This is a genomic window from Sphingobium ummariense RL-3 (assembly GCF_000447205.1).
GTDB lineage: Bacteria > Pseudomonadota > Alphaproteobacteria > Sphingomonadales > Sphingomonadaceae > Sphingobium > Sphingobium ummariense.
Genome location: NZ_AUWY01000022.1, coordinates 1 through 26,948, shown reverse-complemented (window position 1 = coordinate 26,948; position 26,948 = coordinate 1). Strand labels below are relative to the sequence as shown.

Genomic DNA, 26,948 nt, shown 5'->3' with positions numbered 1-26,948 from the left:
CGATGAACATGGAGAAGGATGTCAACTATCTGCTGCAGCGCCAGCAGATTTCGCTGGTCAAGGCACAGTCGAGCCGTTCGGCCGAAGGGCGTGCGGCCTATGAGAAGCTGGCCCGCGGCTATTCCGATCAGGTCGAGGCCTATCGGCAGGAAAATGTGAAGCTGGTCAATCTGGCACTTTGATATTCGGCACTGCGGGCAGCGACTGTTTCCCGAAATGATCCGTTTCGCTGGCGTTCAGGCGAAGCGTGGCAGGGGGTTGCGCCATGACACTATCCCTGCGCCGTTCCGTCATGCTCGTGGCTTTTCCCCTCGTCGTGCTTTCCGGCTGCACCAGCCTATCCCCCGAATCGCGGTTGCGCGCCAGGCTGATCGAGGCTGGCCTGTCTCCCCGCATGGCCGGATGCATGGCCCAGCGCATGGCCGACCGCCTGAGCATCGCCCAGTTGCGGAAGCTCCAGTCGCTGGCGTCGCTCCGCAAGTCCCACATGGAAGAAATGACCGTCGACCGCTTCCTCCACCAGCTTCGGGCGCTAGAGGATCCGGAGATTTTTACCGTCACGAGTAAAGCGGCGATCCGCTGCGCCCTTTGACCGGACGGGCCACTGGCGGCGTCAGCGTGCCGGAGCCATTTGCAATTTTGCAAAGTGCATTTGCGAAATAGCTCTGGTCTGCTGCATCCGTCCGTGCTTATGCCGCTGCATCCCCCATTGCTGCGGAAAAGGACGGCGAGCCATGAACATTCATGAATATCAGGCCAAGGAACTGCTGGCGAAATATGGCGCCCCGATCGCCGCCGGCTATGCCGCCTTCACCGTCGAGGAAGCCGTCGAGGCCGCCAAGAAGCTGCCCGGGCCGCTCTATGTGGTGAAAGCCCAGATCCACGCTGGCGGCCGCGGCAAGGGCAAGTTCAAGGAACTCGGCCCCGACGCCAAGGGGGGCGTGCGCCTGGCCTGGAACCTGGACGAGGTGAAGGCGCATGCGGCCGACATGCTGGGCAACACGCTGGTGACCATCCAGACCGGCGACGCGGGCAAGCAGGTCAATCGCCTCTACGTCACCGATGGCGCCGATATCGCCAAGGAATTCTACCTTGCGCTTCTGGTCGACCGCGCGACCGGCCGTGTCGCCTTCGTGGTGTCGACCGAGGGCGGCATGGACATCGAGGAGGTCGCCCATTCGACTCCCGAGAAGATCCACACCTTCGCCGTCGATCCGGCGACCGGCTTCATGCCGCATCACGGCCGCGCTGTCGCCGCTGCGCTGGAGCTGACCGGCGACCTCGCCAAGCAGGCCGCCAAGGTCGCCTCGTCGCTCTACGACGCCTTCCTGGCGACCGACGCTTCGCAGATCGAAATCAACCCGCTTGCGGTGACCGAACAGGGCAACCTGCTGGTGCTCGATGCCAAGGTCGGCTTCGACGGCAACTCGCTGTTCCGCCACAAGGACATCATCGAACTGCGCGACCTGACCGAGGAAGACGCGGCCGAGGTCGAAGCTTCGGAATATGACCTCGCCTACATCAAGCTGGACGGCAATATCGGCTGCATGGTGAACGGCGCGGGCCTGGCCATGGCGACGATGGACATCATCAAGCTGAACGGCGAGTTTCCCGCCAACTTCCTGGACGTCGGCGGCGGCGCCAGCAAGGAGAAGGTGACCGCGGCCTTCAAGATCATCCTGAAGGACCCCGCGGTGAAGGGCATCCTGGTCAACATCTTCGGCGGCATCATGAAGTGCGACATCATCGCCGAGGGCATTGTCGCGGCCGCCAAGGACGTGAACCTATCGGTCCCGCTGGTGGTTCGCCTGGAAGGAACCAACGTCCAGCAGGGCAAGGACATTCTCGCCGCCTCTGGCCTGGCGATCGTCCCGGCAGACGACCTGGGCGACGCGGCGAAGAAGATTGTGGCGGAAGTGAGGAAGGCGGCCTGACGCTCTCACCAGCCTGAATGAACCATTTGAGGGTGCGGGGGGTCCGGAAACGGGCCGCCCGCGCCCGCGCTGGCATTGATAACGGAGGATGTTGAAATGAAGATCCTTGTGCCCGTGAAACGGGTGATCGACTATAATGTGAAGCCGCGGGTGAAGGCGGACGGGACGGGCGTGGACCTGGCCAACGTCAAGATGAGCATGAACCCGTTCGACGAGATCGCGGTCGAGGAAGCCATCCGCCTGAAGGAGAAGGGCGTGGCGACCGAGGTCGTGGCGGTGTCGATCGGCGTGGCGAAGGCGCAGGACACGCTGCGCACAGCGCTGGCGATGGGCATGGACCGGGCGATCCTGATCCAGACCGACGATGAGGTCGAGCCGCTGGGCGTCGCCAAGCTGCTCGCCAAGGTGCAGGAAGAAGAAGGCGCGGGCCTCATCATTTTGGGCAAACAGGCGATCGACGACGACAGCAACCAGACCGGCCAGATGCTTGCCGCGCTGCTGGACCTGCCGCAGGGCACCTTCGCCAGCAAGGTCGAGGTCGAGGGCGACAAGGTCAGCGTGACCCGCGAGGTCGACGGCGGGCTGGAGACGGTGAAGCTCAGCACCCCCGCCATCGTCACCACCGACCTGCGCCTCAACGAGCCGCGCTATGCCTCGCTGCCCAACATCATGAAGGCGAAGTCGAAGCCGCTCGCGACCAAGACGCCCGCGGATTACGGCGTGGACATCGCGCCGCGGCTGGAGACGCTGAAGGTCGCCGAACCCGCGAAGCGCTCGGCCGGCGTCAAGGTCGCTGATGTCGATGAATTGGTGGCGAAGCTCAAGGCTCTGGGAGTTGCAGCATGACGAAGACGCTCGTTTGGGTTGAACATGAGGGCGGCGCAGTCAAGGACGCTACCCTTTCGGCTGTTACCGCCGCCGCCAGGCTGGGCGAGGTGCACCTGCTGGTTGCCGGTCAGGGTGTGGACGGCGTCGCTGCCGAAGCCGCGAAGATCGCTGGCGTGGGCAAGGTCCATGTCGCCGACGATGCGGCCTATGCTCATGCCCTGCCGGAGAATGTCGCGCCGCTGGTCGTCGGGCTGATGGCCGACCATGACGCCTTCGTCGCGCCGGCCACCAGCAACGGCAAGAATATCGCGCCGCGCGTCGCCGCGCTGCTGGACGTCATGCAGATCAGCGACATCCTGTCGGTCGAGGGCGATGACACGTTCACTCGCCCGATCTATGCCGGCAACGCCATCGCCACCGTCCGGTCGAAGGACGCCAAGAAGGTCATCACCGTTCGCGGCACGGCGTTCGAGAAGGCGGCCAGGGAAGGCGGTTCGGGCACGGTGGAGGCAGTGGCCTCCACTGGCGACAAGGGTGTTTCCAGCTTCGTCGGCGCAGAGATCGCCAAGCTGGAGCGGCCGGAGCTGACCAGCGCCAAGGTGATCGTGTCGGGCGGCCGGGCGCTGAAGGATGGCGAGACGTTCGAGCAGCTGATCTTCCCGCTGGCCGACAAGCTGGGCGCCGCCGTCGGGGCGAGCCGCGCCGCGGTAGATGCGGGCTATGTCCCCAACGACTATCAGGTGGGGCAGACCGGCAAGATCGTCGCGCCGGAGGTTTATGTCGCGGTCGGCATTTCCGGGGCGATCCAGCACCTTGCGGGGATGAAGGACAGCAAGACCATCATCGCCATCAACAAGGACGAGGATGCGCCGATTTTCCAGGTGGCGGACATCGGCCTGGTGGGCGACCTGTTCAAGGTGGTGCCGGAGCTTACCGAGAAGCTGTAAGCCATCGGTGCGAAGTAGGAAAGGGCGCGGGACCAGGATTCCGCGCCCTTTCTGCTGTCATTCGCAGCTGATGTCGTTCTTGTCGATGGCACGCCCGGCGAGCGCGCCGCCGGCGCCGCCGAGGATGGTGCCGAGCGTCTTGGAACCGCCGGGGGCGATCACATTGCCGAGCACGCCGCCGGCGATGGCGCCGACGATGGTGCCGGTGGTGCCGTCGTCGCGCTTGCAATAGTAGCGGCCGTCGCGGTCGCGGTAGATCTGGTCGTTGTCGCGGAGCGGGCGGCGGTGGTGGCGGGGGCCGTCGCCGCGGCGGGGCGGACGGCGGTCATAGCCCGGCCGGTCATAGCCGTAGCCGCCGCCGTAATTGTCCGAGGTGCAGGCGCCGAGCGGCAGCATCGCGGCGATGGCCGCGACGAGGATGGGGGTGCGGAACATGGCAGTCTCTCTCCTAAGCTTTCCCTGTGCCGGGGTAACGCGGCGGGGCGGGGCATTGTTTCGTGCCGGGAAGGAAAGGCCGCCCGCGACTTGCGCGAAGGGAGGTTCGCGGAAGCGGCGGGCGGCACCGGCGGCGAGCGGGGGGAGCCGCCGGATGGGAGGGGGTCAGTTGACGGCGGGCGGGATCGGGGCGTTGCCCATGCCGGTGCCCAGGGTCGAGGTGGACAGCGTGCCCTCCTCTTCATCCTCGCGGCGCGTGGCGATGTCCGCCTTGGCCTGGTTGTAGCGGGTGACGAGGTCGTCCTTGAACTGGGTCAGCTTGCCTTCGTCATAAAGCTTCTTGCCGACATAGCCGGCGATGGCGCCGAAGATCAGGGTACGAAGCATGGGGGATAGCTCCTTCGCTTGGGGTCCGATTTCGGGCGACTAACGGGCGGACGCCACGATGGGTTCCCGGCGAAATGGCCGGAGCGCCGGGCGGAGCCGTGGATGCGATGTCGTGCCGTTGTACCGAAGCCGGCGAGGGGCGGCCGGAGCGGCCGGAGCGGATCAGGACGGTTCGGGGAAGGCGGATGCCGCGGGTTCGGCGTCCGCGCCGGCATGGGCCGTGGCCTGGGCTTCGGCCTCGCGGCGGGCGCGGTTGCGGTCCCCCAGTTCCTGCCGCTTGGCCATGGCAAGGAAGGCGGCCTCCGACCGGAGGCAGCGGTCGCGGACATTGTCCAGCTTGGCGGCGTCGGCGTCGGTGCGCGCCTGCGCGGCCAGGGTGCGATAGTCGGGATTGGCCATGGGAAGCCTCCTTCAGTCCGAAAGGATGCGGCCGGGCGCCGCCATGGCGGCGCGCCCGGCCCGGCCATGCCGAGGGTTATTCGGCGTGGGCGATGTTCACCGCGGCCAGCTTGCCGCGCTTGTCCTGCTCGAGATCGTAGGACACGCGGTCCTTTTCGCGCAGGGTGGCGAGGCCGGCGCGCTCGACGGCGGTGATGTGGACGAATGCGTCCTGACCGCCATTGTCGGGAGCGATGAAGCCATAGCCCTTGTCGGCGTTGAAGAACTTCACGGTTCCGGTGATGCTGCTCATGGGTATTTCCTTACATTCCGATACGGCGCGTCCAGCGTGGACGGGCCGGGTGCTAAAGGGGCAGGGAAAGAAGGAGATAGGTGCCGCAAAGCGCCGAAGACCGTCGATTTGCGACTATAGCCCGTCCGATATAGGCGCATCGGCGCCGAAATGCAAATCGGCCGGGTCGTCGGCCTCCGTTTCGTCGTCGTCCCCGTCGCCATCATCCGCCCCGGCGGCCGGGGGCGTGAAGCCGAAATAGGCGTCGCGCGCCTCCGCCGCGGCATCCACATAGGGACGCCGCACCTCTTCCTGCCAGGCGAGGAAGGCGGCTTCCTCCTCCGGGCTCAGTTCGCGGTCATATTCGGCAATGTCGTAGAGATCGCCGCTTTCCAGCCCTTCGAAGCCGGGCGGGGCGGGGAAGTCGGTGCGGTAGGCTCTGCGATATTCGTCCCACCACACGCCGCGCAGGTGGGAAACGGCCTCCTGCGGCGGGAGCGTCTGCGGATCGGGTTCGGGTTCGGGTTCGGGTTCGGGGCGAAGTTCACACCGTTGCTGGGAGGGCTCGGGCTCGGCCTGCGCGGGCCGGTGCAGCGCCATGCGCGCGGCGACGAACAGCGCGGCCGAGGCGCCGGGCGAGAGGGCGGCGGCGGCCTGTTCCTCCAGCGGGGCGGGCGTGTCCGGCATGGAGCCGTCGAGCATCCGCGCATCCTCCATGTCGCGGGCGGAATGCTCCGCGCCGGGACGGGGCAGGCCGGCCTCCTCCGCCTCCGCGATCGCCTGATCCTCCGGGCAGATCATGTCGAGATAGGCGGTGAAGTCCTGCGCCACGACGCGGGCGAGCGCGGCGTCGCTGCCCTCCGCCGGGCTGTCGGCCATGCGGTCCAGCCGGGTGAGCATCGACATGGCGAGCCGGTTGTCGTGGCGGTGGCGAGTAACCTCGAAATTGTCCTCGTCGCGGCGGATGGTATCGGTGTTGCCCATGATGGCGCGGGCGAGCAGCGTGTCGGCGAGGCGCGCGCGGGCGATCAGGATCGCTGCGTCCCAGCCCAGGCGGAAGGCGGCGCCGTCGCGGCGGTTGCGGAGATTATAGGCCGAGCGCGCGGTGATGCGGACGCTTTCGCAGGCGAGCATGATGACGCCGGTGGCGGCAAGCGTCTCGATGAAGCGGCGCTGGAGCGCGGGGGACCAGCCGTCGGCGCGGGTCTGCGCGGCGGGGGCGGGGAGGATCGGGGCATGGTAGGACATGGGTCGTACACTCCGGCTGACTCAGGGTTTGCCGGGAGCGTGGCATAGGTTGGGGGTTGTAGGACAGAACAAAATGGGAACGATGATGGGGAGGGTCAGGGGTATTGCTGGCGGGATGGACCAGAGCCAGCACCTCTATCGCTTCAAGGGCCACGCGATAGATGAGGATATGGTTGGGGTGGATAATGGCTTCGCGCGTTCCGGGTTTACGACCGGGGCGGTGCATATAGGGATGGTTGGGCAGGTTATCCGCCGTATGCACGATGGCATCGCGCAACCGGATTGCGGCGTCGGGCGTCGCTGGGCGATATAGTCTGTGATGTCACGCATGTCCTGACGCGCTTCGGGGCGCCAGAGCAGCCGCCGCATCAGCGATCCTTATGCCTGTCGATGATCGCCTGCATTTCGGCCATGACCTCATCATGCGGGATGTCCGGTCCGGTGGACGCCATGGCCTTCTCCACTTTGGCGCGGAGCCAGGCGTCATAGGCTTCCGCTTCCTCGGTCGTCGCAAACTCGGACTCGATGAGGGTGAGTTTAGTCATGGGGTGGAGAATATCAGAAGGAACCCGCAGTGAAAACTGGCGGCGCTAGATGGCCACTCGCTAACATGCGGGAGTGCTGGGGCACGGCTATCGTACCCCAGCACCGGTGCTTCAAAGCGTTAGCCAATACGTTGAAGCAGTTTTTCTACAAATTTCCGATCTTGATGAGCATTACGTGCGTCGAACTCAACGCCGGAACGTTTAATTTCGTCAGCAATTGCGATCTCAGCATTCTTCACATAATCACGAAATTTCTCGCCATTATAGCACACTTCTAAAACCCGAGCAGCGTATGACTTTTGGGCGCCGTCGTTCCTTAGATTAGGCACAGCGCCAAAATTACGCCGTACTAACAAAGCGATAATGAACCTGAACTTCCACAGAACGGGCCGCGCTTTGCCGATGCAAAGCTTTTCAATCTCCCGAAGGATCACGGCGGATATCAGGTAAGGCCAAAGGGAATGTTCTTCGACGTACATTCTGTCCTGATATCTAGTCAAAAGAACTCCATAGTAATCATTCGCATCAACGGGATTTTCCAGTACACAGCTTACAAAAGCATTCGTCAGGACCGTCAAGGTGATAACATTCTGAGCAGTGAAGGTCGTATCAGCATATTGCCGCTTCCGGCGCTCGTAGACCAGCTTGTGGCTGGAATCGACCTCTGTGCTAAGGAAGAATCGCTCAATTTTTTTGTGAAACTCGCTCAAAACGGCGAAAGCCTCATCCTTTACTTCGGTCTGCCGATTTGTAGCTCTAACAATTTCATTAACTAAATCTCGGTTTTCTGCCTCGATTAATTTTACAGGAAGAGATGTGTTTTCTTGAAGAAGATGCTGGTGTTCAAAAACGATGTGGCTTGTTTGGCAACCATTCACTATCTGGTAGTCGGAAAGCGTGAATCTCTTCCCGACGATCTTTATATCACGAGCTACAATCGTGATGCCGTTGTTCAGGGCGGCTAATCTTCCTTGGCCTTCAGGAGACTTGATCGTTTCTGCAATTTCGTCATTAACAGCATTTCTACTGAGATAATCTCTCACATTTTCATTAAAAAGTGACTTATGTAACCTTCCGTCTGAATTAGACAAAAGCTTCACAAGTTCTTTGCAGGGCAATACCCCCAAATATGCCTGTCTTATGCCATTTATGATGGGCAACGATGCATATTCATTCATCTGAACTTCACGTTCAATGCGTAAGTTTGCTTCCTGATATCTCTGCTGCAGGCGCTCAGCGTCAAGAAATTCAAAAGAAATATCTGAAAAAAGATTATACGCCTTAATTTCGTCACAGCCCGATTGCACGCGAGCCTCTATAACGGGATCGTTTTTGAACGATCCTGCATAGCAATAAAATATATGGAGTCTGGGTTTAGATCGCATTTTCACGCTATTGATGAAAACATGATCTGAAAGAAATCTTTTAGCTGCGATGTCGTCGTTTGCAGGTTGATAGCGAGGTCCAAAAAACTCTTTTATTCCTTGAATATAGCTACCAACTTCTGCTGCGTTTAACGATCTTGAAGTTTTTGACTGAATAAAGGCGAAATCCACCTCTATCCGTTGACGTGCAGCGATTTCATCAACTTGTACGGGAGAGGTCACCGGAATATCATTTATGAAAATTCCTGCGGCATCAATGGCTGTATCTAGTCCACCTGATACGACTACGTCGTCGAGAACGACGTGCTCGGAAAAGTCACGTAAAAAGACACAATACGCGGAAAAATATTCAAAGAGAACTGATTCTCCGATCCCATCCATGTCGTGCGATGAAGAAAAATCCTTTAAATAAGCCCTTAAGACCGGATCATCCATTGTATCCCCCAATTTTGAAGCAGCCGGTACCTTTAAGACCAAGACTATTCCGCGGCAACAGCTTCAAGGCCCAACAACGGCGCCAGATACCGCCCAGTAAAGCTCCTCGGCGCCTTTGCGACCTTCTCCGGCGTGCCTTCGGCGACCACCTCGCCACCCTTGATGCCGCCCTCCGGTCCCATGTCGATGATCCAGTCCGCCGTCTTGATGACGTCGAGATTGTGCTCGATCACGACCACGCTGTTGCCCTGGTCGACCAGCGCGTGGAGGACTTCGAGGAGCTTGCGGACATCCTCGAAATGGAGGCCGGTGGTGGGCTCGTCCAGAATGTAGAGCGTGTTGCCGGTGGCGCGGCGCGAGAGTTCCTTGGCGAGCTTGACGCGCTGGGCCTCGCCGCCCGAGAGGGTCGTCGCCTGCTGGCCCACCTTGATATAGCCAAGGCCCACTTCGGCGAGCATCGCCATCTTGTCGCGGATCGGCGGGACGGCCTTGAAGAATTCCACCGCGTCCTCGACCGTCATGTCGAGCACGTCGGCGATCGACTTGCCCTTGAACTTCACCTCCAGCGTCTCGCGATTGTAGCGCGCGCCGTGGCACACGTCGCAGGTGACATAGACGTCGGGGAGGAAGTGCATCTCGATCTTGAGCACGCCGTCGCCCTGGCACGCCTCGCACCGGCCGCCCTTGACGTTGAAGCTGAAACGGCCGGGCTTGTAGCCGCGCGCCTGCGCTTCGGGGAGGCCGGCGAACCAGTCGCGGATGTTGGTGAAGGCGCCGGTATAGGTCGCCGGGTTGGAGCGCGGGGTGCGGCCGATAGGCGACTGGTCGATGTCGATCACCTTGTCGCAATGCTCCAGCCCCGTCACCTTGTCATGCGGGCCGGCGATAATTCTGGCTCCGTTCAGGGCGCGCGCCGATGCCGCATAAAGGGTATCTATTGTGAAGCTGGACTTGCCCGAGCCGGAGACGCCGGTGATGCAGGTGAAGGTGCCGAGGGGGATGCTGGCGGTGACGCCCCGCAGGTTGTTGGCGCGGGCGTTGTGGACGGTGAGCTTCTTGCCCGATCCCTTGCGGCGCTTCGCCGGCACGTCGATGCGGCGGGTGCCGTTGAGATAGTCGGCGGTGAGGCTGTCGCGGTGGGCGAGCAGTTCGGGCAGCGTGCCCTGCGCGACGATGGTGCCGCCATGGACGCCGGCGCCCGGTCCCATGTCCACGATATAGTCGGCGGCGCGGATCGCATCCTCGTCATGCTCCACGACGATGACGCTGTTGCCGAGGTCGCGGAGGCGCTTCAGGGTGATGAGCAGCCGGTCGTTGTCGCGCTGGTGCAGGCCGATCGAGGGTTCGTCGAGGACGTAGAGGACGCCCGAGAGGCCGCTGCCGATCTGGGAAGCGAGGCGGATGCGCTGGGACTCGCCGCCCGACAGCGTGCCGCTGGTGCGGTCGAGGTTCAGATAGTCGAGGCCGACATTGTTGAGGAAGCCGAGGCGCTCCACGATCTCCTTGAGGATGGCCTTGGCGATCTGGTTCTGCTGGTCGTTGAGTTGCGCGGGGAGGGTGGAGAAGAAGCCGAGCGCGTCCACCACCGAGCGGCGGGTGGACACCGAGATGTCCTCGCCCGCGATCTTGACCGCCAGCGCCTCGGGCTTGAGGCGGGCGCCGTGGCAGGTCTCGCAGGGCATGGCGGTCTGGTACTTGGCCAGCTCCTCGCGCATCCAGGCGCTCTCCGTCTGGAGCAGGCGGCGGTTGAGGTTGCCGATGACGCCCTCGAACGCCTTGCGCACCTCGTAGCTCTTGCGGCCGTCCTGGAAGCGCAGGGTGACGGGCTTGCCGCCGGTGCCGTGGAGGATGATGAGCTTCACCTCCGGCGGGAGGTCGGCCCAGGGGGTGTCGAGGCTGAAGCCGAACTCCTTCGCCAGGGAGCCGAGCACCTGCATGTAATAGGGGCTGGGCGGGTTGGACTTGGCCCAGGGGACGACGGCGCCCTTCTTGAGGGAGAGGGCCTCGTTGGGGACGACGAGTTCGGGGTCGAACTCCTGCCGCTCGCCCAGGCCATCGCAGGCGGGGCAGGCGCCCATCGGGGCGTTGAAGGAGAAGAGGCGCGGCTCGATCTCCGGAATGGTGAAGCCGCTGACGGGGCAGGCGAACTTTTCGGAGAAGACGATGCGGTTGGCGGGGATGCCGGCGCCCTTCATCTTCTTGTCGGCGGAGGCGGCCCTAACGGCTCGCCCAGGCGAGCCGGCTTCGGGGCTGACTGCTTCCCCCGGAAGCAGTCTGTCCGCCCCTACGCCCTCGCGGCCGGGGACGACGCCGTCGGCGAGATCGACATAGGCGAGGCCGTCGGCGAGCTTGAGCGCCTGCTCGAAGCTGTCGGCCAAGCGGGTGCCCATGTCGGGGTCCACGGCGAGGCGGTCGACCACGACTTCGATGTCGTGCTTGTACTTCTTGTCGAGGGCGGGAGCGTCCTCGATCGCGTAGAGCTCGCCGTCGATGCGGACGCGGGTGTAGCCGGCCTTCTGCCATTCCAGCAGCTCCTTGCGATACTCGCCCTTGCGGCCGCGCACCACGGGGGCGAGCAGGTAGAAGCGGGTGCCTTCGGGAAGCTGCATCACGCGGTCGACCATCTGGCTGACCGTCTGCGCGCTGATGGGGAGGCCGGTGGCGGGCGAATAGGGGATGCCGACGCGCGCCCAGAGGAGGCGCATATAATCGTAGATTTCCGTGACGGTCGCCACCGTCGAGCGCGGGTTTCGGCTGGTCGTCTTCTGCTCGATGGAGATGGCGGGGCTGAGGCCCTCGATATGCTCGACATCGGGCTTCTGCATCATCTCCAGGAACTGGCGCGCATAGGCGGAGAGCGACTCCACATAGCGGCGCTGCCCTTCGGCATAGATGGTGTCGAAGGCGAGCGACGACTTGCCCGAGCCGGAGAGGCCGGTGATGACGATCAGAGAGTCGCGCGGCAGGTCGACGTCGACGCCCTTGAGATTGTGCTCGCGCGCGCCGCGGACGCTTATGTGAGTCAGCATTCGCTAAAGCTCTGCTTCTGGATGTGGGTGAGGCTCATGGATGATATTGTTCCATATTTGTTCTGATCGGGCAAGCGCCTGCGCGCGGTCAATGCGATAGATAGGAGGCGCGGGCGGCAAGGGGAAGACAAGGCGCGTTCGAGCGGCTAGTCATTGATCAAGGGGAAATATGAGCCGGCAACTGATCAACGAATATCGCGCGGAACTGGATCGGATCAGGGCCGTATCGGGTAGCCGTCGCGAAAGCGTCCTGCGAGAGGCGTTCAAGGATCTGCTCAAGCGCTGGGCGCGCGCGCATGACCTTCAGTTCATCGCCGAGCACGACATCCTCACCAAGCAGATGAACCGCATCTATGTCGACGGGGCGCTGCTGCACGGGCTGCGGGTGCCGTTCGGCTATTGGGAGGCCAAGGACGAGAATGACGACCTTGCCCAGGAGATCGAAGCCAAGTTCCGCAAGGGATATCCCAAGGATAACATCGTCTTCACCGACGATGTGAAGGCGGTACTGTGGCAGGACGGCGCCGAGGTGATGCAGGCCGACATGCAGGCCGACGACGACAGCCTGCTTACCCTGCTCACGCGCTTCTTCGCCCACGAGCGCAAGGAGATCGCCGACTTCAACAAGGCGGTGAAGCAATTCGCGCAGGACCTGCCCGAAATCCTGAAGGCGCTGCGCGACCGGATCGCCGAAAAGCATGGCTCGTCGCGCGATTTCGCGGGCGCGGTGGCCGCCTTCCTCCAGCATGCGCGCGATGCGATCAATCCGGCGGTCAGCGAAGACGATGTGCGCGAGATGCTGATCCAGCACATCCTGACCGAGGACATCTTCGCCAAGGTGTTCAACGACCCCGAGTTCCATCGCAAGAACAACGTCGCCGCCGAGCTCTACAAGCTGGAGAACAAGCTGTTCGACCGGGGCGAGAAGGCGACGCTGCTGCGCGCGCTCGACCCCTATTATGCCGGGATCGCCAGCACGGCCGCGCTGATCCAGAGCCATTCGGAGAAGCAGGGCTTCCTGAAGGCGCTCTACGAGGATTTCTACAAGGCGTATAACAAGAAGGCTGCCGACCGGCTGGGCGTCGTCTATACGCCGGGCGAGATCGTGCGGTTCATGATCCGCAGTGCCGACTGGCTGTGCGAGAAGCATTTCGGCAAGAACCTGATCGACAAGGGCGTCGAGATCCTCGACCCCGCGACCGGGACCGGCACCTTCATCGTCGAACTGCTGGAGCATTTTCGCGGCAACCACGAGAAGCTGCGACACAAATACAAGGAGGAACTGCACGCCAACGAGGTGGCGATCCTGCCCTATTACGTCGCCAACCTGAACATCGAGGCGACCTATCAGGCGATCACGGGGCAGTTCGCGGAGTATGAGAACCTCTGCCTGGTCGACACGCTGGACAATGTCGATGCGCTGGGCATCCACGCCGGCCACCAGTTCGACCTGCTGGGCGCGCTGAGCGACGAGAATATCGAGCGGATCAAGCGCCAGAACCGCCGCAAGATCAGCGTCATCATCGGCAACCCGCCCTATAACGCCAACCAGCAGAACGAGAACGACAACAACAAGAACCGCACCTATGCGCACATCGATAAGCGTATCAAGGACACGTACATCAAGGCGAGCACGGCGCAGAAGACCAAGCTCTACGATATGTACGTCCGGTTCCTCCGCTGGGCGAGCGACCGGCTGGGCGACGACGGAATCCTCGCGTTCGTCAGCAATTCATCATTCCTGCACAAGAACAGCTTCGATGGCGTGCGCGTTATCCTCGAACGGGAGTTCAACGAGCTTTGGGCGATCGACCTGAAAGGTGACGCGCGATCATCCGGAGAAGCGCGACGGAAGCAGGGGGGCAACGTCTTTGGCGATCAGATCAAAGTTGGTATCGCTGTATATGTGCTGGTCAAGCGCAAGGGTACGAATGGGTTCCGTCTCCACTACGATGTGATCGGCGACTATGTGAGCGCCGAGGACAAGACGGCGTTTCTCGAGCGGTCGCTGAGCGAGAGGCGGATGACGACGATCCATCCGGACGCTTCCCATACCTGGCTGGGGCAGGCCACCGAGGATACCAGCCCCATGCTCGCCATGGCCGACAAGCGCACGAAGACGGGGACCGGCACATCCAGGGACCGGGCGATCTTCAAGCTCTATTCGCTCGGCATTTCGACGAACCGCGACGAATGGCTTTACGGTCGATCCGAAAGCGAGGTTGCCGAGAAGGCGAAGATGCTCGCGGAGACATACGACTCCGTTGCGCCTAGGCTCAGGACCCATTGATTGGCTGAGAGCGATGTGATTCAGGCTCCGCGAGGAGACTGAGCATGAGCGACCTGTATTGGCTGACGGACGAGCAGATGGCGCGTTTGTCGCCGTATTTTCCCAAGAGTCACGGCAAGCCTCGGGTTGATGACCGGCGGGTGCTGAGCGGGATCATCTTCGTCAATCGCAACGGGCTGCGCTGGCGAGACGCGCCCAGGGAATACGGTCCGCACAAGACGCTCTACAACCGATGGAAACGGTGGGGCGAGATGGGCGTGTTTGGCCGGATGATGGAGGGTCTGTCCGCCCAGAAAGCCGAACCGCAGACCCTCATGATCGATGCGACCTATCTCAAGGCCCACCGCACGGCTTCCAGCCTTGGGGTAAAAAAGGGGATCTCGGCCGCCTGATCGGACGGACCAAGGGCGGCATGAACACCAAGCTTCACGCCGTCACCGATGCCAACGGCCGCCCCTTGAGCTTCTTCATCACGGCCGGCCAGATCAGCGATTACACCGGCGCGGCAGCCCTGCTCGATGATCTGCCCAAGGCGCAGTGGATGCTGGCTGACCGGGGCTATGACGCCGAATGGTTCAGGGACGCGCTCGAGCAAAAGGGCATCACGCCCTGCATCCCGGGCCGGAAATCCCGTTCCTTTCCAGTGAAATACGACAAGCGCCGATACAAACGCCGCAGCCGCATCGAGATCATGTTCGGCCGCCTGAAAGACTGGCGCCGTGTGGCAACCCGCTACGACCGCTGCCCAACCGTCTTCTTCTCCGCCATCGCCCTCGCAGCTACCGTGCTCTTCTGGCTGTGATCAACGAGTCCTGAGCCTAGTGCCGATCACTTTCCGGATACCATGAAATGGTCGGAAACGCTTAAGCGCCGTAAGCGTGCGCGCGTTACAGAAGCCTATGATCGCAGTCGTGTAAGGCGGGCCGCATATCGTCCGTTTCATGCGGAGTGGCTCTATCACTCCGATCTGTTTATCGACCGCCCCGGGCTTTCCGACACGGTTTTTCCTCTCGGCGCGGCCAATGAGGCAATCTGCTTCAGCGACGTTGGCTCACGTACCGACTATTGCGTGCTGGCCGTAAGTGGCATCGCTGACCTTCACTTCGGCGCGGCGGTCGATGGTTACCAGCAGGTCGCCCGCTACCGCTACACCAAATCCGGCGAGCGCATCGACAACATCACCGACTGGGCGTTCAACAAGTTCGTCAAACAGTATGGCAGGAAGGGCGTCACCAAGGACGCGATCTTCCACTATGTTTATGCTGTCCTCCACGACCCCGTCTATCGCGAGAAATACGCGCTGAATCTCAAGCGCGAGTTCCCGCGCATCCCCTTCTATCCCGATTTCGCGCGCTGGGCCGCCTGGGGCGAGGCGCTGATGGCGATGCATATCGGCTATGAGGAGGTCGAGCCATGCCCGGTCGAGCGGATCGATACCCCCAATCCGAAGCGCGCCGAGGGCACGCACCCCAAGCCCATCCTCAAGTCGATGCCCGAGCAGGGGCTCGTCCGCGTCGACGAGGACACGCAGATCACGGGCATTCCGCGCGAGGCGTGGGACTATCGGCTCGGCAACCGATCGGCGATCGACTGGGTGCTGGACCAGCACAAGGAGAAGACGCCGCGCGATCCGACGATCCGCGAGAAGTTCAACAGCTATCGCTTCGCCGACTACAAGGAGGGCATGATCGCGCTGCTGGCGAAGGTCGTGCGGGTGAGCGTCGACACGGTCGCCATTACCGGCGGGATGCAGGAACTGGATCGCAGCGGATGGGCAATCGAACGGCGTGACGATCGAGACGAATGAGGCTGGAACTCGGCCGGCCTGGGCGTTCGAGGGCCATCGCCATGCCATTGCCACATAGGGATGAACGGGGCGCGGTTCGTCCCTTTTCCCCCCATATCCCGGTCGCGGATATTCCATCCGATGGGAAATCCCTCTAGGGCGCGAGCATGAGCGGCGGACTTTCCGGGACGATGCGCGGCGGCGTGCTGGCCGTGACGATACTGCTGGCGGCGTGCGGCGGCGGGACGCGGTACCGGCCGGTCAGCGATACGCCGGTGCGGGTCGGGCCGCCCTACAAGGTGCGCGGCACGACCTACGTGCCTGCCGCCGACCCGACCTATGACATGCTGGGTTATGCGAGCTGGTACGGCAGCGAGTCCGGGAACCAGACCGCCAATGGCGAGCGTTTCCGCCCCAAGGCGGTGACGGCGGCGCATACGACGCTGCCGCTGCCGAGCTATGTCGAGGTGACGGCGCTGGAAACCGGGCGGACCATCCTGGTGCGGATCAACGATCGCGGCCCCTTTTCAGGCGGCGGGCGGATCATCGACCTGTCGCGCGGCGCGGCCGAGCAGCTGGGCATCCGCGCGCGGGGCGTCGCGCCGGTGCGGGTGCGCGTGGTGACGCCGCCGGAAAAGGACCGCAGGAAGCTGCGCGACGGCAAGGAGGCGGCGGAGCGGCCGCGCGTTTCCGAAGGCGTGCTGGCGAAGCTGCGCGCGCAGCTGGCGGCGGGACGATGACGGCCGTCCTGCCCGAGCGGGGGCCGGACCGCGCCGCCTTCATCGCCGAGGGGGCGAGCGCGGAGGTCTATCGCATCGGCGACGGGCTGGTACTCAAGCTGTTCCACGAGGGGATCGAGGGCGGCATCATCGAACGCGAGTTCGCCGCCGCGCGGACGATCCAGGCTACCGGCCTGCCGGTCGCCCGTGCGGTCGAGCGGCGCGCGGTCGGCGGACGGCAGGGGATCGTCTATACAGAGATCGAGGGGCGCGACCTGCTGCGCCATATCCGGTCTCGCCCCGACGAGGCGCTGTGGGCGATGCGCGAGATGGTGCGGCTGCAGCACAGGATCCATCAGCAGCAGGTGCCGCTGATGCGCAGCCGCAAGGCGATCCTGGCGGAAGAAATCGAGCTGGGGCCGGTGGGCGGCGCGCTGCGCGACGCGGCGCTGGCGCGGCTGGACCAGCTGGTCGAAGGCGACCGGCTGTCGCATGGCGACCTGCACCCCGCCAACCTGATCGTCACGCGCGACGGGCTGACCGTCATCGACTGGTCCCGCGCGGCGCGGGCGGCACCGGCGGCCGACGTGGTGCGCACGGAAATGCTGCTGCGTTTCGGCCCCGGACAGTCGGACAGCCGCATCAAGGGGTGGGGACGGGACATGGCGGGACGCCATTATCTGCGCACCTACCAGCAGCTGTCGGGGTTGGAGGACGAGGCGCTGGCCGCCTGGCGGCCGCTGGTGGCGCTGGCCTGGCTGAAGCATCGGGCACCGGGGCGCGACGCGGCGTTCGAACGCTATCTGGACGACGCGCTGGCACAGGCGGGGTTGCCCGCGCGGGGCGGCTGACGTCGTTGGTGGAAGCCTGTCCGTCGTTCGTGGCATGCTGATGCCGCCCGGCGCACCGCATCGGCCGGTCATCGAATGAACGCAGCGGCCGCCCGTCCCGTCCCTATGATGGGTTTCAAGACAGGCGCCCGTCCGATCGTTAAGCGACGGTTCACCCGGCCCGGCGTCGTGTGAAAGGCGAACATTTTCAACCGATCCCGGAGTGCCCGACAGCATCCTGGATACGCCCCCGGCCTTCCCTTGCGCCGGGGGCGTTTTCATGTCCGCCTGACATGCCCACGGCTGCTTTCCGTTACGGAAATGTCGCTCATGTCGCAGGCGATGTCGTTCGTCGAGCCGTTCGTCCGCCGCTGTCCGCCCTTTGTCGACAGGTCCGTCGTTCGCCGAGCCGGGGCGCCTCCGGTCGAAGGCGGCGCGCGCCCGCCGGCCAGTCGGCGTAGAGAGAATGGGCGAACGGGGCACGGCCCGACCCAAGACCCCGGGCAGCTCCGTTCGCCACCCGCCACGCCGCAGCCCCCTGGCGGCAGGCCGGGCAGCATATCGAGTTCGAGGAGACTTTTGCCATGATCGCCCCCGTCAAGTTCTTCACCGCCCTTTCCGCCGCCGCCGTCCTGCTGGGCACCGCCGGCGCTGCTTCGGCCGAGGATTTCGCCTCCAACGGCCGCACCATGGAGGTCCGCTTCGGCGATCTCGACCTGGCGCAGGCCGAGAACCAGAAGGAGCTGCGCGCGCGCATCAACCGCGCCGCCGCGCGGGTGTGCGCCAATGGCGACCTGTCGGTGCAGCAGGCCTGCAAGAAGAAGGCCCTTGCCCATGTCGACACGCCGGTCGCTGCGGCGATCGCCCGCGCCGAAAGCGGCCAGCGCTATGCCGAAGCCGGCAACAACAAGCGGGCGGTGGTCGGTAACTGACGATCCATCAGGTTTCACGAAGGGAAAAGGCCCGGGTCATTCCGGGCCTTTTTTGATTGGTAGTTCATGGAACAGCCGCTTTCATCCTCCCCTGGAAGGGGAGGATAACTGCCTACGCGCCAGGCGTCGCTATCGCCCCGTCATCGCGCGGGCGTTGGCGAGGAAGGTGCGGCCGATGCGGATTTCCTCGCCGTCGGCGAGGCAGGCGAACCAGACGCCGCTGCCGTCGTGGCGCAGGCGGGCGATATGGTCGCGGCGGACGATGTGGGAGCGATGCAGGCGCACGAACTGCTGCGGATCCAGCCGCTCCTCCAGCGCGCTGATCGTCTGGTGGAGGAGGTAGCTGTGCGTCCCGACATGGAGGCGCATATAGTCGCGCTCCGCCTCGATCCGGTCGATCTGTGCCGCGCCGATGCGGATCAGTTCCGACCGGTGGGGCACCCAGAATTCCTCGGCCCATTCGGGTTCCGGTTCGGACGAGACGGCAGGCTGGGCGAGGACGCGGGACTGGAGCGCCAGTTCCACCCGGTCGATCGCGCGGGTGAGGCGGTCGTGCGCCACGGGCTTCAGCAGATAGTCGATCGCGGCCAGGTCGAACGCCTCGACCGCGAAGCCCTCGAAGGCGGTGACGAAGATCACCGCGGGGCGAATGCCCATGCGGCCGACGGCGCGGGCGACGCCGATGCCGTCCAGCAGCGGCATCGCGATGTCGAGCATGACGAGGTCGGGCTGAAGCCCCTCGATCAGGCGGAGAGCCGCCTCGCCGTCTGTGGCGGTGCCGGCGAGCGCGATGCGCGGCTCGCGGGCGCAGAGCATCTGGAGCCGCTCGACCGCGAGCGGTTCGTCGTCGACGATCATGGTGCGGATGGTCATGGCGATGTCAGCAACCCCGGCGAACGATGGGCAGGGTAAGGTCGACAATGAACCCGCCCCCTTCGCGCGGACCATAGACGATACCGGCCTGATCGCCAAAGCGGGCGGCGAGCCGGTCGCGGACATTGGCGAGGCCGATGCCGTTGCCGCGGTCGGCCTCCGTCGGCGGCTTGTCGCCATCGTCGGACACGGTGAGGTGCAGCATGTCGCCCTCGGCGCGGGCGGCGATGGTGATCGTCACCGGGCTGGAGGTACGGGAGACGCCATATTTGATCGCGTTTTCCACCAGCGGCTGGAGGATGAGGCCGGGGACGCAGGCGTCGAGCAGATCGTCGGGAACGGAGATGGTGGTGCTCAGCCGCTCGGGGAAGCGGACCCCCTCGATATCCAGATAGAGCTTCTGGAGGTGGACCTCCTCCTCCAGCGGCACGTCGTCCAGCGGATCGCCGGTCAGGCTGGTCCGGTAGAAGTTGGAGAGCGACATGATCATCTGCTCCGCCTCGTCCGGGCGGTTGCGCATCACCAGCGTCGACAGGCTGTTGAGCGTATTGAACAGGAAATGCGGGTTCACCTGGTAGCGCAGCGATCGCAGTTCGGCCTGCTGCGCCGCCCGTTCCAGCCGCGCGGCGCGGCGTTCGGTGCGCAGCGCCTCGCTGGCGTAGGAGATGGCGAGGTACAGGCCGGCCCAGGCGGACAGAAAGAAATAGCGGTTGCTGCCGTCCTCGATGAAGGAGATCAGCATGAAGTTGCGCTGGCCGATATATTGTTCGCGGTCGCCGTCGGTGAATACGTCCACCGGATAGTAGATGTTGAACATGTAGTAGTTGGCGGCGACCATCGCGATCGCGAAGGGCGCAGCCAGAGAAAAGGCCGCGATCAGCCGGATGCCGAGCGGCTTGTGGTCGAAACGGCGCAGCGCCAGGTAGAAGACCCATGTCACGACGATGCCGATGACCGTGACGACCATGCGCCGCGCCGCGATTTCCAGCTGGGCGTCCATGCCCATCGCCATCGCGCGCAGGGAAGCCCAGATGGCGTAGAAGAACCAGAAGCCGAGAATGGAATAGAGCGCGACGGCCGGCGCGACGCCGCGTTCGCCATCTTCGGGTAGGAAAGTCATGAGGCTTCTCTAGGCCGGATCGCGGCTTTTGTCGCCCCTTTGCGGCGATGCTGGTCGAACCGTCCCGCATGTTGGTCGATGCGCGAGGGCCGCGCGCGCCGGAACCTGGCGCGGCAGCCGGCCGTTGAAATGCCGAAGGAGAGCAGCGATGACCGAGAAGACCGACATACGCCCCCACAGCCGCGAGGAAGCGGGGGACGACCGCCCCACCGATGCGCAGGACCATGCCGTGACGCGCGAGGAAAAGCTGGACGAGGGGCTGAAGGATTCGATGGACGCGTCCGACCCGCCGTCGACCACCTGCCCGGGGGATCATGGCGATCCGGTGCCGTCGTCGGGCTTCACGCCGGACGAATGATGGTTCCGCCCCGCCGATCATGCTAGACTGACGCCAGAAAAGAGGAAGCCAGAGGAGCCTGCCATGCCGACTTCAGCCACTCCCGTCGTCGAACGCATCGCCCGCGTGCTGGCGGGGCGCGAACTGAGCCTGAACGGCGAGGGCAGCGATCCGCACGCGGCCGACGCGGTGGACGCGGCCTGGCAGGATTATGTCGAGGACGCCTATGCGATCCTCCACACGCTGCGCGAGCCCGACGGGCAGATGGCGCGGGCGGGCGACGTTGCGGTTTGGCGCAGCATGATCGGCGCGGCGCTGGAGCAGCGGGCGAGCTGAGGGGCCGTAGATCCGGCCACCTTTCCCACTCCCGCTTGCGGGAGGGGGTTAGGGGGTGGGCCGGCGCAACAGTCGGCAGGCCCACCCCGCTGCGACTAACTCCGCTGCGCTTCGTAAGTCTCGCTGCCCCTCCCGCGAGGGGAGTAAACTTGCTTACCAGCCGAAGGCGTAGCGTTCGCGGCGGACGTCGGCCCCGCCGCGCAGCGTGCCCGTGCCGGGCGCGACGCCCGCGGCGACGATGCCGGTCGAGACGCCATAGGGGCCGAGCACGTCCAGCTTGTGCCCGCGCGCGGTCAGCCCGTCGCGCACCGCCTGCGGCACGCGGTCTTCGATCTCCAGCACGCCCGGTTCGTCCTTCTTGATCGCGAAGGAGCCGTGGAAATGGTTGGAATTAATGCGCGGCGCCTCGATCGAGGCCTGGAGCGGTTCGCCGAAGGCGAGGATGCGCAGCAGCACGTTCATGATCTGCTGGTCCTGGTTGTCGCCGCCCGGCGTGCCGATCGCGAGGAAGGGCGCATCGCCCTTGATCACCAGCGAGGGCGTCAGGGTGGTGCGGGGGCGCTTGCCCGGCACCAGCACATTGGGGCTTTCGGGATCGAGGTCGAACACGGTCAGGCGGTTGCTCATCGGCACGCCGGTATCGCCCGCGATATAGGCGCCGCCAAGCAGCCAGCCGGAACTGGGCGTGCAGCTGAAGAGATTGCCGTGGCGGTCGACCACCTCCACCGCAGTCGTGTCGGCGACAGGGCCGCCCTTGCGCTTGAGCATATGCGGCGTGAAGGCCGGGGTGGGGCGGGGAACGCCCTCGAACGCCCAGGGATCGCCATAGCGATGCTCCAGCGAGGCCTTCGGCCCGATCAGCTTCGCGCGCTCGGCGGCATAGGCCTTGGACAGCAGCCCCTTGGCCGGCACCTTCGCGAAAGCGGGGTCGCCGAAGAAGGCGTTGCGGTCGTCGAAGGCGAGTTTGATCGATTCCGCAAGGGTGTGGAGATAGACCTCGCTGCCCGGCTGCATCGTGGCGATGCCCGCCGCCTCGGCGATGTTGAGCGCCAGCAGCAGCGCCGGTCCCTGGCTCCAGAAGCCGCCCTTGCACACCGTATAGCCGAAGACGTCGGCGGTGGCCGGCGCCTCCACCTTGCCCTTGTAGTTGGCGAGGTCTTCGTAGCGCATCAGGCCGCCGTCGGCCTCCATCGCGGCACCGATGCGCCGGGCGATGTCGCCCTTGTAGAAGGCGTCGCGGCCGGCCTGGATCGCGGCCTTGCGGTCCTTCGTCCTGGCGAAGGCCGCCTTGTCCGCCGCGGCGATGGCGCGCATCGTGCGGGCGAGGTTGGGCTGGCGGAAATGCTCGCCGACCTTGGGCAGCTTCCCGCCCGGATAATAGGTGTCGTAGGCGGTCTTGTAGCGCGAGGTCGCCTTCTGCTGGCTGGCGAACACCTCGGCCAGGAAATTATACATGACGAAGCCGTCGGCCAGCTCGATCGCGGGCTGCATCACCTGGTCCAGCGTCATGGTGCCGTTGGTCTGGAGCGCCAGCGCCATCGCGTCGACCACGGCGGGTACGGTGCCGCCATTGGGGCCGTTGCCGGGAATGACGCCCACGTCGGCGAACTTGTCCGGCGTGGCGAGGCCGGGGGCGGTGCCCTGGCCGTTCACCACCGACACCTTCTTCGTCGCGGCGTCGTAGAGGATGGTCGGCGCCTCGCCGCCGAAGCCGAAATGCGAGATTTCCGTGACGGCGGCGGCGAACACGGCGGCGACGCCCGCGTCGGTCGCGTTGCCGCCCGCCAGCAGGATGCGCGTGGCCGCCGCGCAGGCATAATGGCGCCCGGCGGCCACGATGCCGAAATCGCCGACGATCTCCGGCCGCAGGGTTTCGCCCGCGCTCTTCAACCGGGTGGGTTCCAGCGGCGCGGCGGGCGCCGCGCTCTGGGCCGCTGCCGGACCCGACGCAAAGGCCACCGCCGCGCCGCCGGCCGCCAACGTCGCGAAATCACGGCGGCTGAGGCCCCGATCCATTGTGTCGGTCATGCAGATCCCCCTGTCGTCGGCGCAAGACGCGCATCCAGTCGGGGCGAAACAACGAGAAGGAACGACATTTCCTCCATTCAAGAGGAAATTGCCAAAAATTTCGCGAAAGATGAAATTTTTATGGCGGAAATTACGCCCTGATCAGTTTTGGTGATCAGAGCGAGCGTGAGAGCGGGTGCCGCGCTGGCCAAACATCGCCGTTCCGTGGTGCGCAGGAACGATCATAGGCCCGCACAGGGGATGATGCCGGAACTCCAGGTTCACGGGGGTCGGCAAGCACAAGGTCTGAGAGAGAAACCAGCATGCAGGCGGTTGCGCCTGCGTGCGCGGGAAAGGCTGTGCGTGCCGACCGTCGCGGCACCTTCGATCGATAACAGGCGTCGCGCCGTAGGGCCGGCCGGGACGCCCATTCAGGGGAACAGCGACATGAGGGTTAGGAAGAGTAGCATCCTGGCATTGGCAGGCGCCAGTTTCTGGGCATTGGCGGCGGGTTCGGTGCAGGGCCAGACCGCCGAGAGCGCGGCCCCCCAGGCCGAGGAGGCGCCGGGGGCCGAAATCGTCGTCGTCGGATCGCAGATCAGGGGCGCGGCCACGACGGGCGCGCTGCCGGTCAGCGTGGTGGGCGAAAGCCAGATCGAGGCAGTCGCGGCCGTTTCCGGCGCGGACCTCTATCGGTCGATCCCGCAGCTGGGCGGCGTGACCTTCAACGAGCAGGTGCTGGGCGGCGGCAACGCGAACGCGGCGCGCGGCGACGTGTCCACCGTGTCGCTGCGCGGCCTGGGCCAAGGCAATACCCTGCTGCTGATCAACGGCCGCCGCACGGTGCTGCACCCGACGTCGCAGGCGATCACGGGCGTCATCGATTCCGGCGTGCCGACCTTCGGCTACAACGCCAACACGATTCCCGTCGGCAATATTGCGCGCGTCGAGGTGCTGCGCGACGGCGCGGCCGCTCTGTACGGGTCCGACGCGGTCGCGGGCGTCGTCAACAACGTGCTCAATTCCGATTACAAGGGCGCCAAGTTCGACGTGCAATATGGCGGCGCCGAAGGCACCAACCTGCGCGAGTTCCAGGCCAACGGCCTGGTCGGGTTCGATTTCGCCGAAGGGCGCGGCAACCTGTCGATCTTCGGCGGTTATGCGCAGAAGTCGAAGCTGTACCTGAGCGATCAGGACTATACCGCCAGCGTCGACCGGCGCGGTTACGTGGCGGGCACACCGTTCGAGAACGTGTCGAGCTGGAACGGCACCAGCACCAGCGGCCCGTGGGGCACGTTCCGCGTGGTCCGCCCGGGCGGCGGCGCGGTGTTCCTGAACCGGGTCATCACCAGCAACGGCACCCCCTTAACCAATGCTTCAGGCCAGTTCCACATCCAGCCGAGCACCAACCCCGGTTGCCGCGTCGCGGGCGCGACGCCTGGCACCTGTTATGACGATGGCGTCGGCACCACGGAAATGACCGCCGGCGCAGCGCCGGACGCCAATCTGCGGTTCGATTCCCCGGCGACGTTCAAGGACCTGACCACCCAGCCGTCGGTCAAGCGCATCAACGTCTTCCTGAACGGCCATTTCGACCTGACCGACAACCTGACCCTGTTCGGCGAGGCGGGCTTCTATCGCGGCAAGACGAGCTCGATCATCGGCGCGCCGGGCTCGCTCGCCAACATCCCGATCACCGTCGCCGCCAATGCCTATTGGAACCCGCTGGGTCCGATCGGATCGCCCAACCGCCTGCCGGGGCTGGACCCGGCGGTCGTCCCGGCGAGCGGACTGCCGATCCAGATCGCATCGCAGAGCTATGTCGACGTGGGGTCGCGCAAGGTCGACGTCACCAATTACCAGTATCGCTTCCTGGGCGGCCTGCGCGGCACCATCAGCGACTGGGACTGGGAGACGGCGGGCCTCTACAGCTGGGCGACCGCCGCGGACACGCAGGAGAATTTTTCCAACACCCTGCTGCAGGCGGCGATCAACAGGACCACGCCCGACGCCTATAACCCGTTCAACGGTGGGTGCACCGACGTCCCGGCGATCGGCGACTGCACGCCCAATGACCGTTCGATCATCGACAGCTTCATGATCGAGGCGACCCGCAAGACGCGGACCAGCCTGGCGCTGTGGGACTTCAAGGTTTCCAACGCGAACCTGCTGGGCCTGTGGGCGGACAACAGCATCGGCGTCGCGGCCGGCATCGAATGGCGGCGCGAGACCTATCACGACAACCGTTCCACCTATCAAGGCGGCATTGCCGGCGTCGACACCACCTATACCGACGCGGTGACGGGCGTGTTCTACGGGTCCGACCTGGGCGGCGCGAGCCCCAGCCCCGACGTGCGCGGCAAGCGCAACGTGAAGTCGGCCTATGCCGAACTCGCCATCCCGATCTTCAGCCCGGAAATGGAGGTGCCCTTCTTCCGCAGCCTCGATTTCCAGATCGCGGGCCGGTACGAGGATTATAGCGATGTCGGGTCGGTGGCGAAGCCGAAGATCGCCGGCGCCTGGGAACTGTTGCAGGGCATGCGCCTGCGCGGTTCCTGGTCGCAGGGCTTCCGTGCGCCGAACCTGGAGGTGATCAATACCTCCTCGCTTGACCGTGTGAATGGCGGCTTCGACTATACGCTGTGCGAGGCCGACGTGCGGGCCGGACGGGCGAGGAACTTCTCCAGCGCGGTGTGCAGCGTGTCGGTGCTTCGCCGCAGCGGCGGCAACCCGGAGCTGAAGCCGGAGGAGTCGACGAGCTGGAGCTTCGGCACGGTCATCTCCCCGCCGCTGGGCGAGGGGCTGGGACGGGTGACCTTCACGGTCGACCGCTGGAAGATCCAGCAGAAGAACGTGGTCGGCCTGCTCGATTACCAGAACGCGCTGAACCTCGACTATCTGCTGCGCACCCAGGGCAGCACCAACCCGAACGTGGTCCGCCGCGACCCCACGGCCGACGACATCGCGCGCGTCGCCGGCACCGGCCTGGCCCCGGTCGGCGAACTGCTCTATGTCACCGCCAACTTCCAGAACCTGTTGCCCGTGACGGTGCAGGGCATCGACTTCAACCTCGACTATATCCTGCCCAACACCTCGATCGGCACCTTCTCCCTGAACGTCAACGCCTCGCGCCTCATCAGCTATGTGGTCGACGCGCCGGCGGCGGTGCAGCAGGTGATCGATGCGCAGGCGGCCGGCGAGATCAACGCGGGCGTGCCGATCCAGGGCGGGGGCGACGTGATCGGCCGCGACGGCCAGCCCCGCTGGCGGATTTCGGCGACGGCCGACTGGACGCTGGGGCCGTGGAAGATCGGTGCCTTCACCCAGTTCATCGACAGCGTGTACGAGAACGGCGTGCGCGACGCGCAGGCCAATCCCTGGATCGTCAAGGGGCAGACCACGGTCAACCTCTACGGCCAATACACGTTCAAGAATGGCGGGCCGCTGGACGGCACGACGATCCAGATCGGCGCGCGCAACATCTTCGACAAGGACCCGCCGCTCGCGTCGGGCGGCTATCTGTCGAACCTCTACCAGCCGCAGGCGCGCTACTGGTACACCAGCATCAAGAAGAGCTTCTGATGCCCCCTGGTGCGGCCCCGCGTTGGGGCCGCACCATTTCCTTTCCCTTTTTTCGATCGAGGCGAAGGCCCATGTCCCTGTCCGACCCCATCCAGCGCCCGGCCGCGCTCGACCGTCGCGAACTGCTGGCGGCGGGGCTGGCCGGGGTCGCGCTGTCCGCGCTGCCCTCCGCGGCGAAGGCGCAGTCGGGCGCGCGGGCGCCGGACGCGCCGCGATCGGGCAGCGCGACGGTCGCGGCCCACCGCATCGAGGTGCCGATGCCGCATGGCGGCGTCACCGCCGGCCATCCGCTC

At 64.8% G+C, this 26,948-nt stretch carries 25 protein-coding genes and 2 pseudogenes; 15 read left to right on the top strand and 12 right to left on the bottom strand.

Going from position 1 to position 26,948, the window contains the following annotated elements:
• Positions 1-2 precede the first annotated feature (2 nt).
• The 5 genes from M529_RS49890 (at position 3) to M529_RS26475 (ending at position 3,709) form a co-directional block, all read left to right on the top strand.
• A complete protein-coding gene (locus M529_RS49890; RefSeq protein ID WP_021316304.1) occupies positions 3-182 on the top strand; it encodes a hypothetical protein in 180 nt (59 codons plus the stop codon).
• Positions 183-292: 110 nt separating this feature from the next.
• Positions 293-592 (top strand): hypothetical protein, encoded by a 300-nt coding sequence (locus M529_RS26490; RefSeq protein ID WP_040600059.1) that lies wholly within the window; start codon positions 293-295, stop codon positions 590-592.
• Between the two features lie 142 nt (positions 593-734).
• Positions 735-1,934 (top strand): ADP-forming succinate--CoA ligase subunit beta, encoded by a 1,200-nt coding sequence (gene sucC / locus M529_RS26485; RefSeq protein WP_021316302.1) that lies wholly within the window; start codon positions 735-737, stop codon positions 1,932-1,934.
• Positions 1,935-2,030: 96 nt separating this feature from the next.
• A complete protein-coding gene (locus M529_RS26480) occupies positions 2,031-2,780 on the top strand; it encodes an electron transfer flavoprotein subunit beta/FixA family protein (protein ID WP_021316301.1) in 750 nt (249 codons plus the stop codon).
• Positions 2,777-3,709: an electron transfer flavoprotein subunit alpha/FixB family protein gene (locus M529_RS26475; protein ID WP_021316300.1), complete on the top strand. Its 933-nt coding sequence runs from the start codon at positions 2,777-2,779 to the stop codon at positions 3,707-3,709. Before M529_RS26480 ends, M529_RS26475 begins: the two co-directional genes overlap by 4 nt.
• Before the next feature lie 57 nt (positions 3,710-3,766).
• Here M529_RS26475 and M529_RS26470 read toward each other — a convergent pair whose 3' ends face one another.
• The 9 genes and pseudogenes from M529_RS26470 to uvrA all read right to left on the bottom strand — a co-directional run bounded on the left by M529_RS26470 (position 3,767) and on the right by uvrA (position 11,843).
• A complete protein-coding gene (locus tag M529_RS26470) occupies positions 3,767-4,144 on the bottom strand; it encodes a glycine zipper 2TM domain-containing protein (RefSeq protein ID WP_021316299.1) in 378 nt (125 codons plus the stop codon).
• A gap of 165 nt (positions 4,145-4,309) precedes the next feature.
• Positions 4,310-4,531, bottom strand: coding sequence for a hypothetical protein (locus M529_RS26465; RefSeq protein WP_021316298.1), 222 nt, complete (start codon positions 4,529-4,531; stop codon positions 4,310-4,312).
• Positions 4,532-4,693: 162 nt separating this feature from the next.
• On the bottom strand, positions 4,694-4,930 hold the full coding sequence (locus M529_RS26460; RefSeq protein ID WP_021316297.1) for a hypothetical protein: 237 nt from the start codon (positions 4,928-4,930) through the stop codon (positions 4,694-4,696).
• Between the two features lie 76 nt (positions 4,931-5,006).
• A complete protein-coding gene (locus M529_RS26455) occupies positions 5,007-5,222 on the bottom strand; it encodes a cold-shock protein (RefSeq protein ID WP_021316296.1) in 216 nt (71 codons plus the stop codon).
• Between the two features lie 114 nt (positions 5,223-5,336).
• A complete protein-coding gene (locus tag M529_RS26450; protein ID WP_021316295.1) occupies positions 5,337-6,449 on the bottom strand; it encodes a hypothetical protein in 1,113 nt (370 codons plus the stop codon).
• A 175-nt stretch (positions 6,450-6,624) separates the two neighbouring features.
• A pseudogene (locus M529_RS50170) lies at positions 6,625-6,711 on the bottom strand (type II toxin-antitoxin system mRNA interferase toxin, RelE/StbE family); the annotation flags it as partial.
• 106 nt (positions 6,712-6,817) lie between these two features.
• Positions 6,818-6,994: a type II toxin-antitoxin system RelB family antitoxin gene (relB, locus tag M529_RS26440; protein WP_021316293.1), complete on the bottom strand. Its 177-nt coding sequence runs from the start codon at positions 6,992-6,994 to the stop codon at positions 6,818-6,820.
• 119 nt (positions 6,995-7,113) lie between these two features.
• The gene (locus M529_RS47995) at positions 7,114-8,814 is read right to left on the bottom strand and encodes an AIPR family protein (RefSeq protein WP_084490752.1); all 1,701 of its coding nucleotides are present in this window, start codon (positions 8,812-8,814) and stop codon (positions 7,114-7,116) included.
• 44 nt (positions 8,815-8,858) lie between these two features.
• Positions 8,859-11,843 (bottom strand): excinuclease ABC subunit UvrA, encoded by a 2,985-nt coding sequence (gene uvrA / locus M529_RS26425; RefSeq protein WP_021316289.1) that lies wholly within the window; start codon positions 11,841-11,843, stop codon positions 8,859-8,861.
• Between the two features lie 169 nt (positions 11,844-12,012).
• On the opposite strand from uvrA, the gene M529_RS26420 reads away from it, so the two are divergent.
• From M529_RS26420 to M529_RS26390, 6 genes are all read left to right on the top strand, one after another.
• Positions 12,013-14,133, top strand: a complete 2,121-nt coding sequence (locus M529_RS26420; protein WP_021316288.1) for an N-6 DNA methylase — start codon at positions 12,013-12,015, stop codon at positions 14,131-14,133.
• Between the two features lie 44 nt (positions 14,134-14,177).
• A protein-coding gene (locus tag M529_RS47990; protein ID WP_128830903.1) for an IS5 family transposase occupies positions 14,178-14,935 on the top strand; the annotation gives its coding sequence in 2 pieces (ribosomal slippage) (positions 14,178-14,511 and positions 14,511-14,935; 759 coding nt in all).
• Positions 14,936-14,977: 42 nt separating this feature from the next.
• Positions 14,978-15,940 carry a type ISP restriction/modification enzyme gene (locus M529_RS49610; RefSeq protein WP_021316285.1) on the top strand — a complete coding sequence of 321 codons (963 nt, stop codon included), beginning with the start codon at positions 14,978-14,980 and terminating at the stop codon, positions 15,938-15,940.
• 146 nt (positions 15,941-16,086) lie between these two features.
• The gene (locus tag M529_RS26400) at positions 16,087-16,659 is read left to right on the top strand and encodes a septal ring lytic transglycosylase RlpA family protein (RefSeq protein ID WP_040600037.1); all 573 of its coding nucleotides are present in this window, start codon (positions 16,087-16,089) and stop codon (positions 16,657-16,659) included.
• On the top strand, positions 16,656-17,489 hold the full coding sequence (locus M529_RS26395) for a phosphotransferase family protein (RefSeq protein WP_021316283.1): 834 nt from the start codon (positions 16,656-16,658) through the stop codon (positions 17,487-17,489). Before M529_RS26400 ends, M529_RS26395 begins: the two co-directional genes overlap by 4 nt.
• A gap of 563 nt (positions 17,490-18,052) precedes the next feature.
• Positions 18,053-18,400, top strand: a complete 348-nt coding sequence (locus M529_RS26390; protein ID WP_021316282.1) for a UrcA family protein — start codon at positions 18,053-18,055, stop codon at positions 18,398-18,400.
• A gap of 129 nt (positions 18,401-18,529) precedes the next feature.
• Here the strand turns inward: M529_RS26390 and M529_RS26385 are convergent, their stop codons facing one another.
• Positions 18,530-19,273 (bottom strand): LytR/AlgR family response regulator transcription factor, encoded by a 744-nt coding sequence (locus M529_RS26385; protein ID WP_021316281.1) that lies wholly within the window; start codon positions 19,271-19,273, stop codon positions 18,530-18,532.
• A 7-nt stretch (positions 19,274-19,280) separates the two neighbouring features.
• A complete protein-coding gene (locus tag M529_RS26380; protein WP_021316280.1) occupies positions 19,281-20,393 on the bottom strand; it encodes a sensor histidine kinase in 1,113 nt (370 codons plus the stop codon).
• Positions 20,394-20,541: 148 nt separating this feature from the next.
• Here M529_RS26380 and M529_RS26375 point away from each other — a divergent pair, with 148 nt between their 5' ends.
• Both M529_RS26375 and M529_RS26370 read left to right on the top strand, forming a co-directional pair.
• Positions 20,542-20,751: a hypothetical protein gene (locus M529_RS26375; RefSeq protein WP_021316279.1), complete on the top strand. Its 210-nt coding sequence runs from the start codon at positions 20,542-20,544 to the stop codon at positions 20,749-20,751.
• A gap of 63 nt (positions 20,752-20,814) precedes the next feature.
• On the top strand, positions 20,815-21,066 hold the full coding sequence (locus tag M529_RS26370; protein WP_021316278.1) for a hypothetical protein: 252 nt from the start codon (positions 20,815-20,817) through the stop codon (positions 21,064-21,066).
• 153 nt (positions 21,067-21,219) lie between these two features.
• On the opposite strand, the gene M529_RS26365 is transcribed toward M529_RS26370, so the two are convergent.
• The gene (locus M529_RS26365) at positions 21,220-23,094 is read right to left on the bottom strand and encodes a gamma-glutamyltransferase family protein (protein WP_021316277.1); all 1,875 of its coding nucleotides are present in this window, start codon (positions 23,092-23,094) and stop codon (positions 21,220-21,222) included.
• Between the two features lie 426 nt (positions 23,095-23,520).
• Between M529_RS26365 and M529_RS26360 the strand changes: the two genes are divergently transcribed.
• Entirely contained in the window at positions 23,521-26,655 is a 3,135-nt protein-coding gene (locus M529_RS26360) for a TonB-dependent receptor domain-containing protein (protein ID WP_031294089.1), read from the top strand.
• Positions 26,656-26,726: 71 nt separating this feature from the next.
• A pseudogene (locus M529_RS26355) lies at positions 26,727-26,948 on the top strand (gamma-glutamyltransferase family protein); the annotation flags it as partial.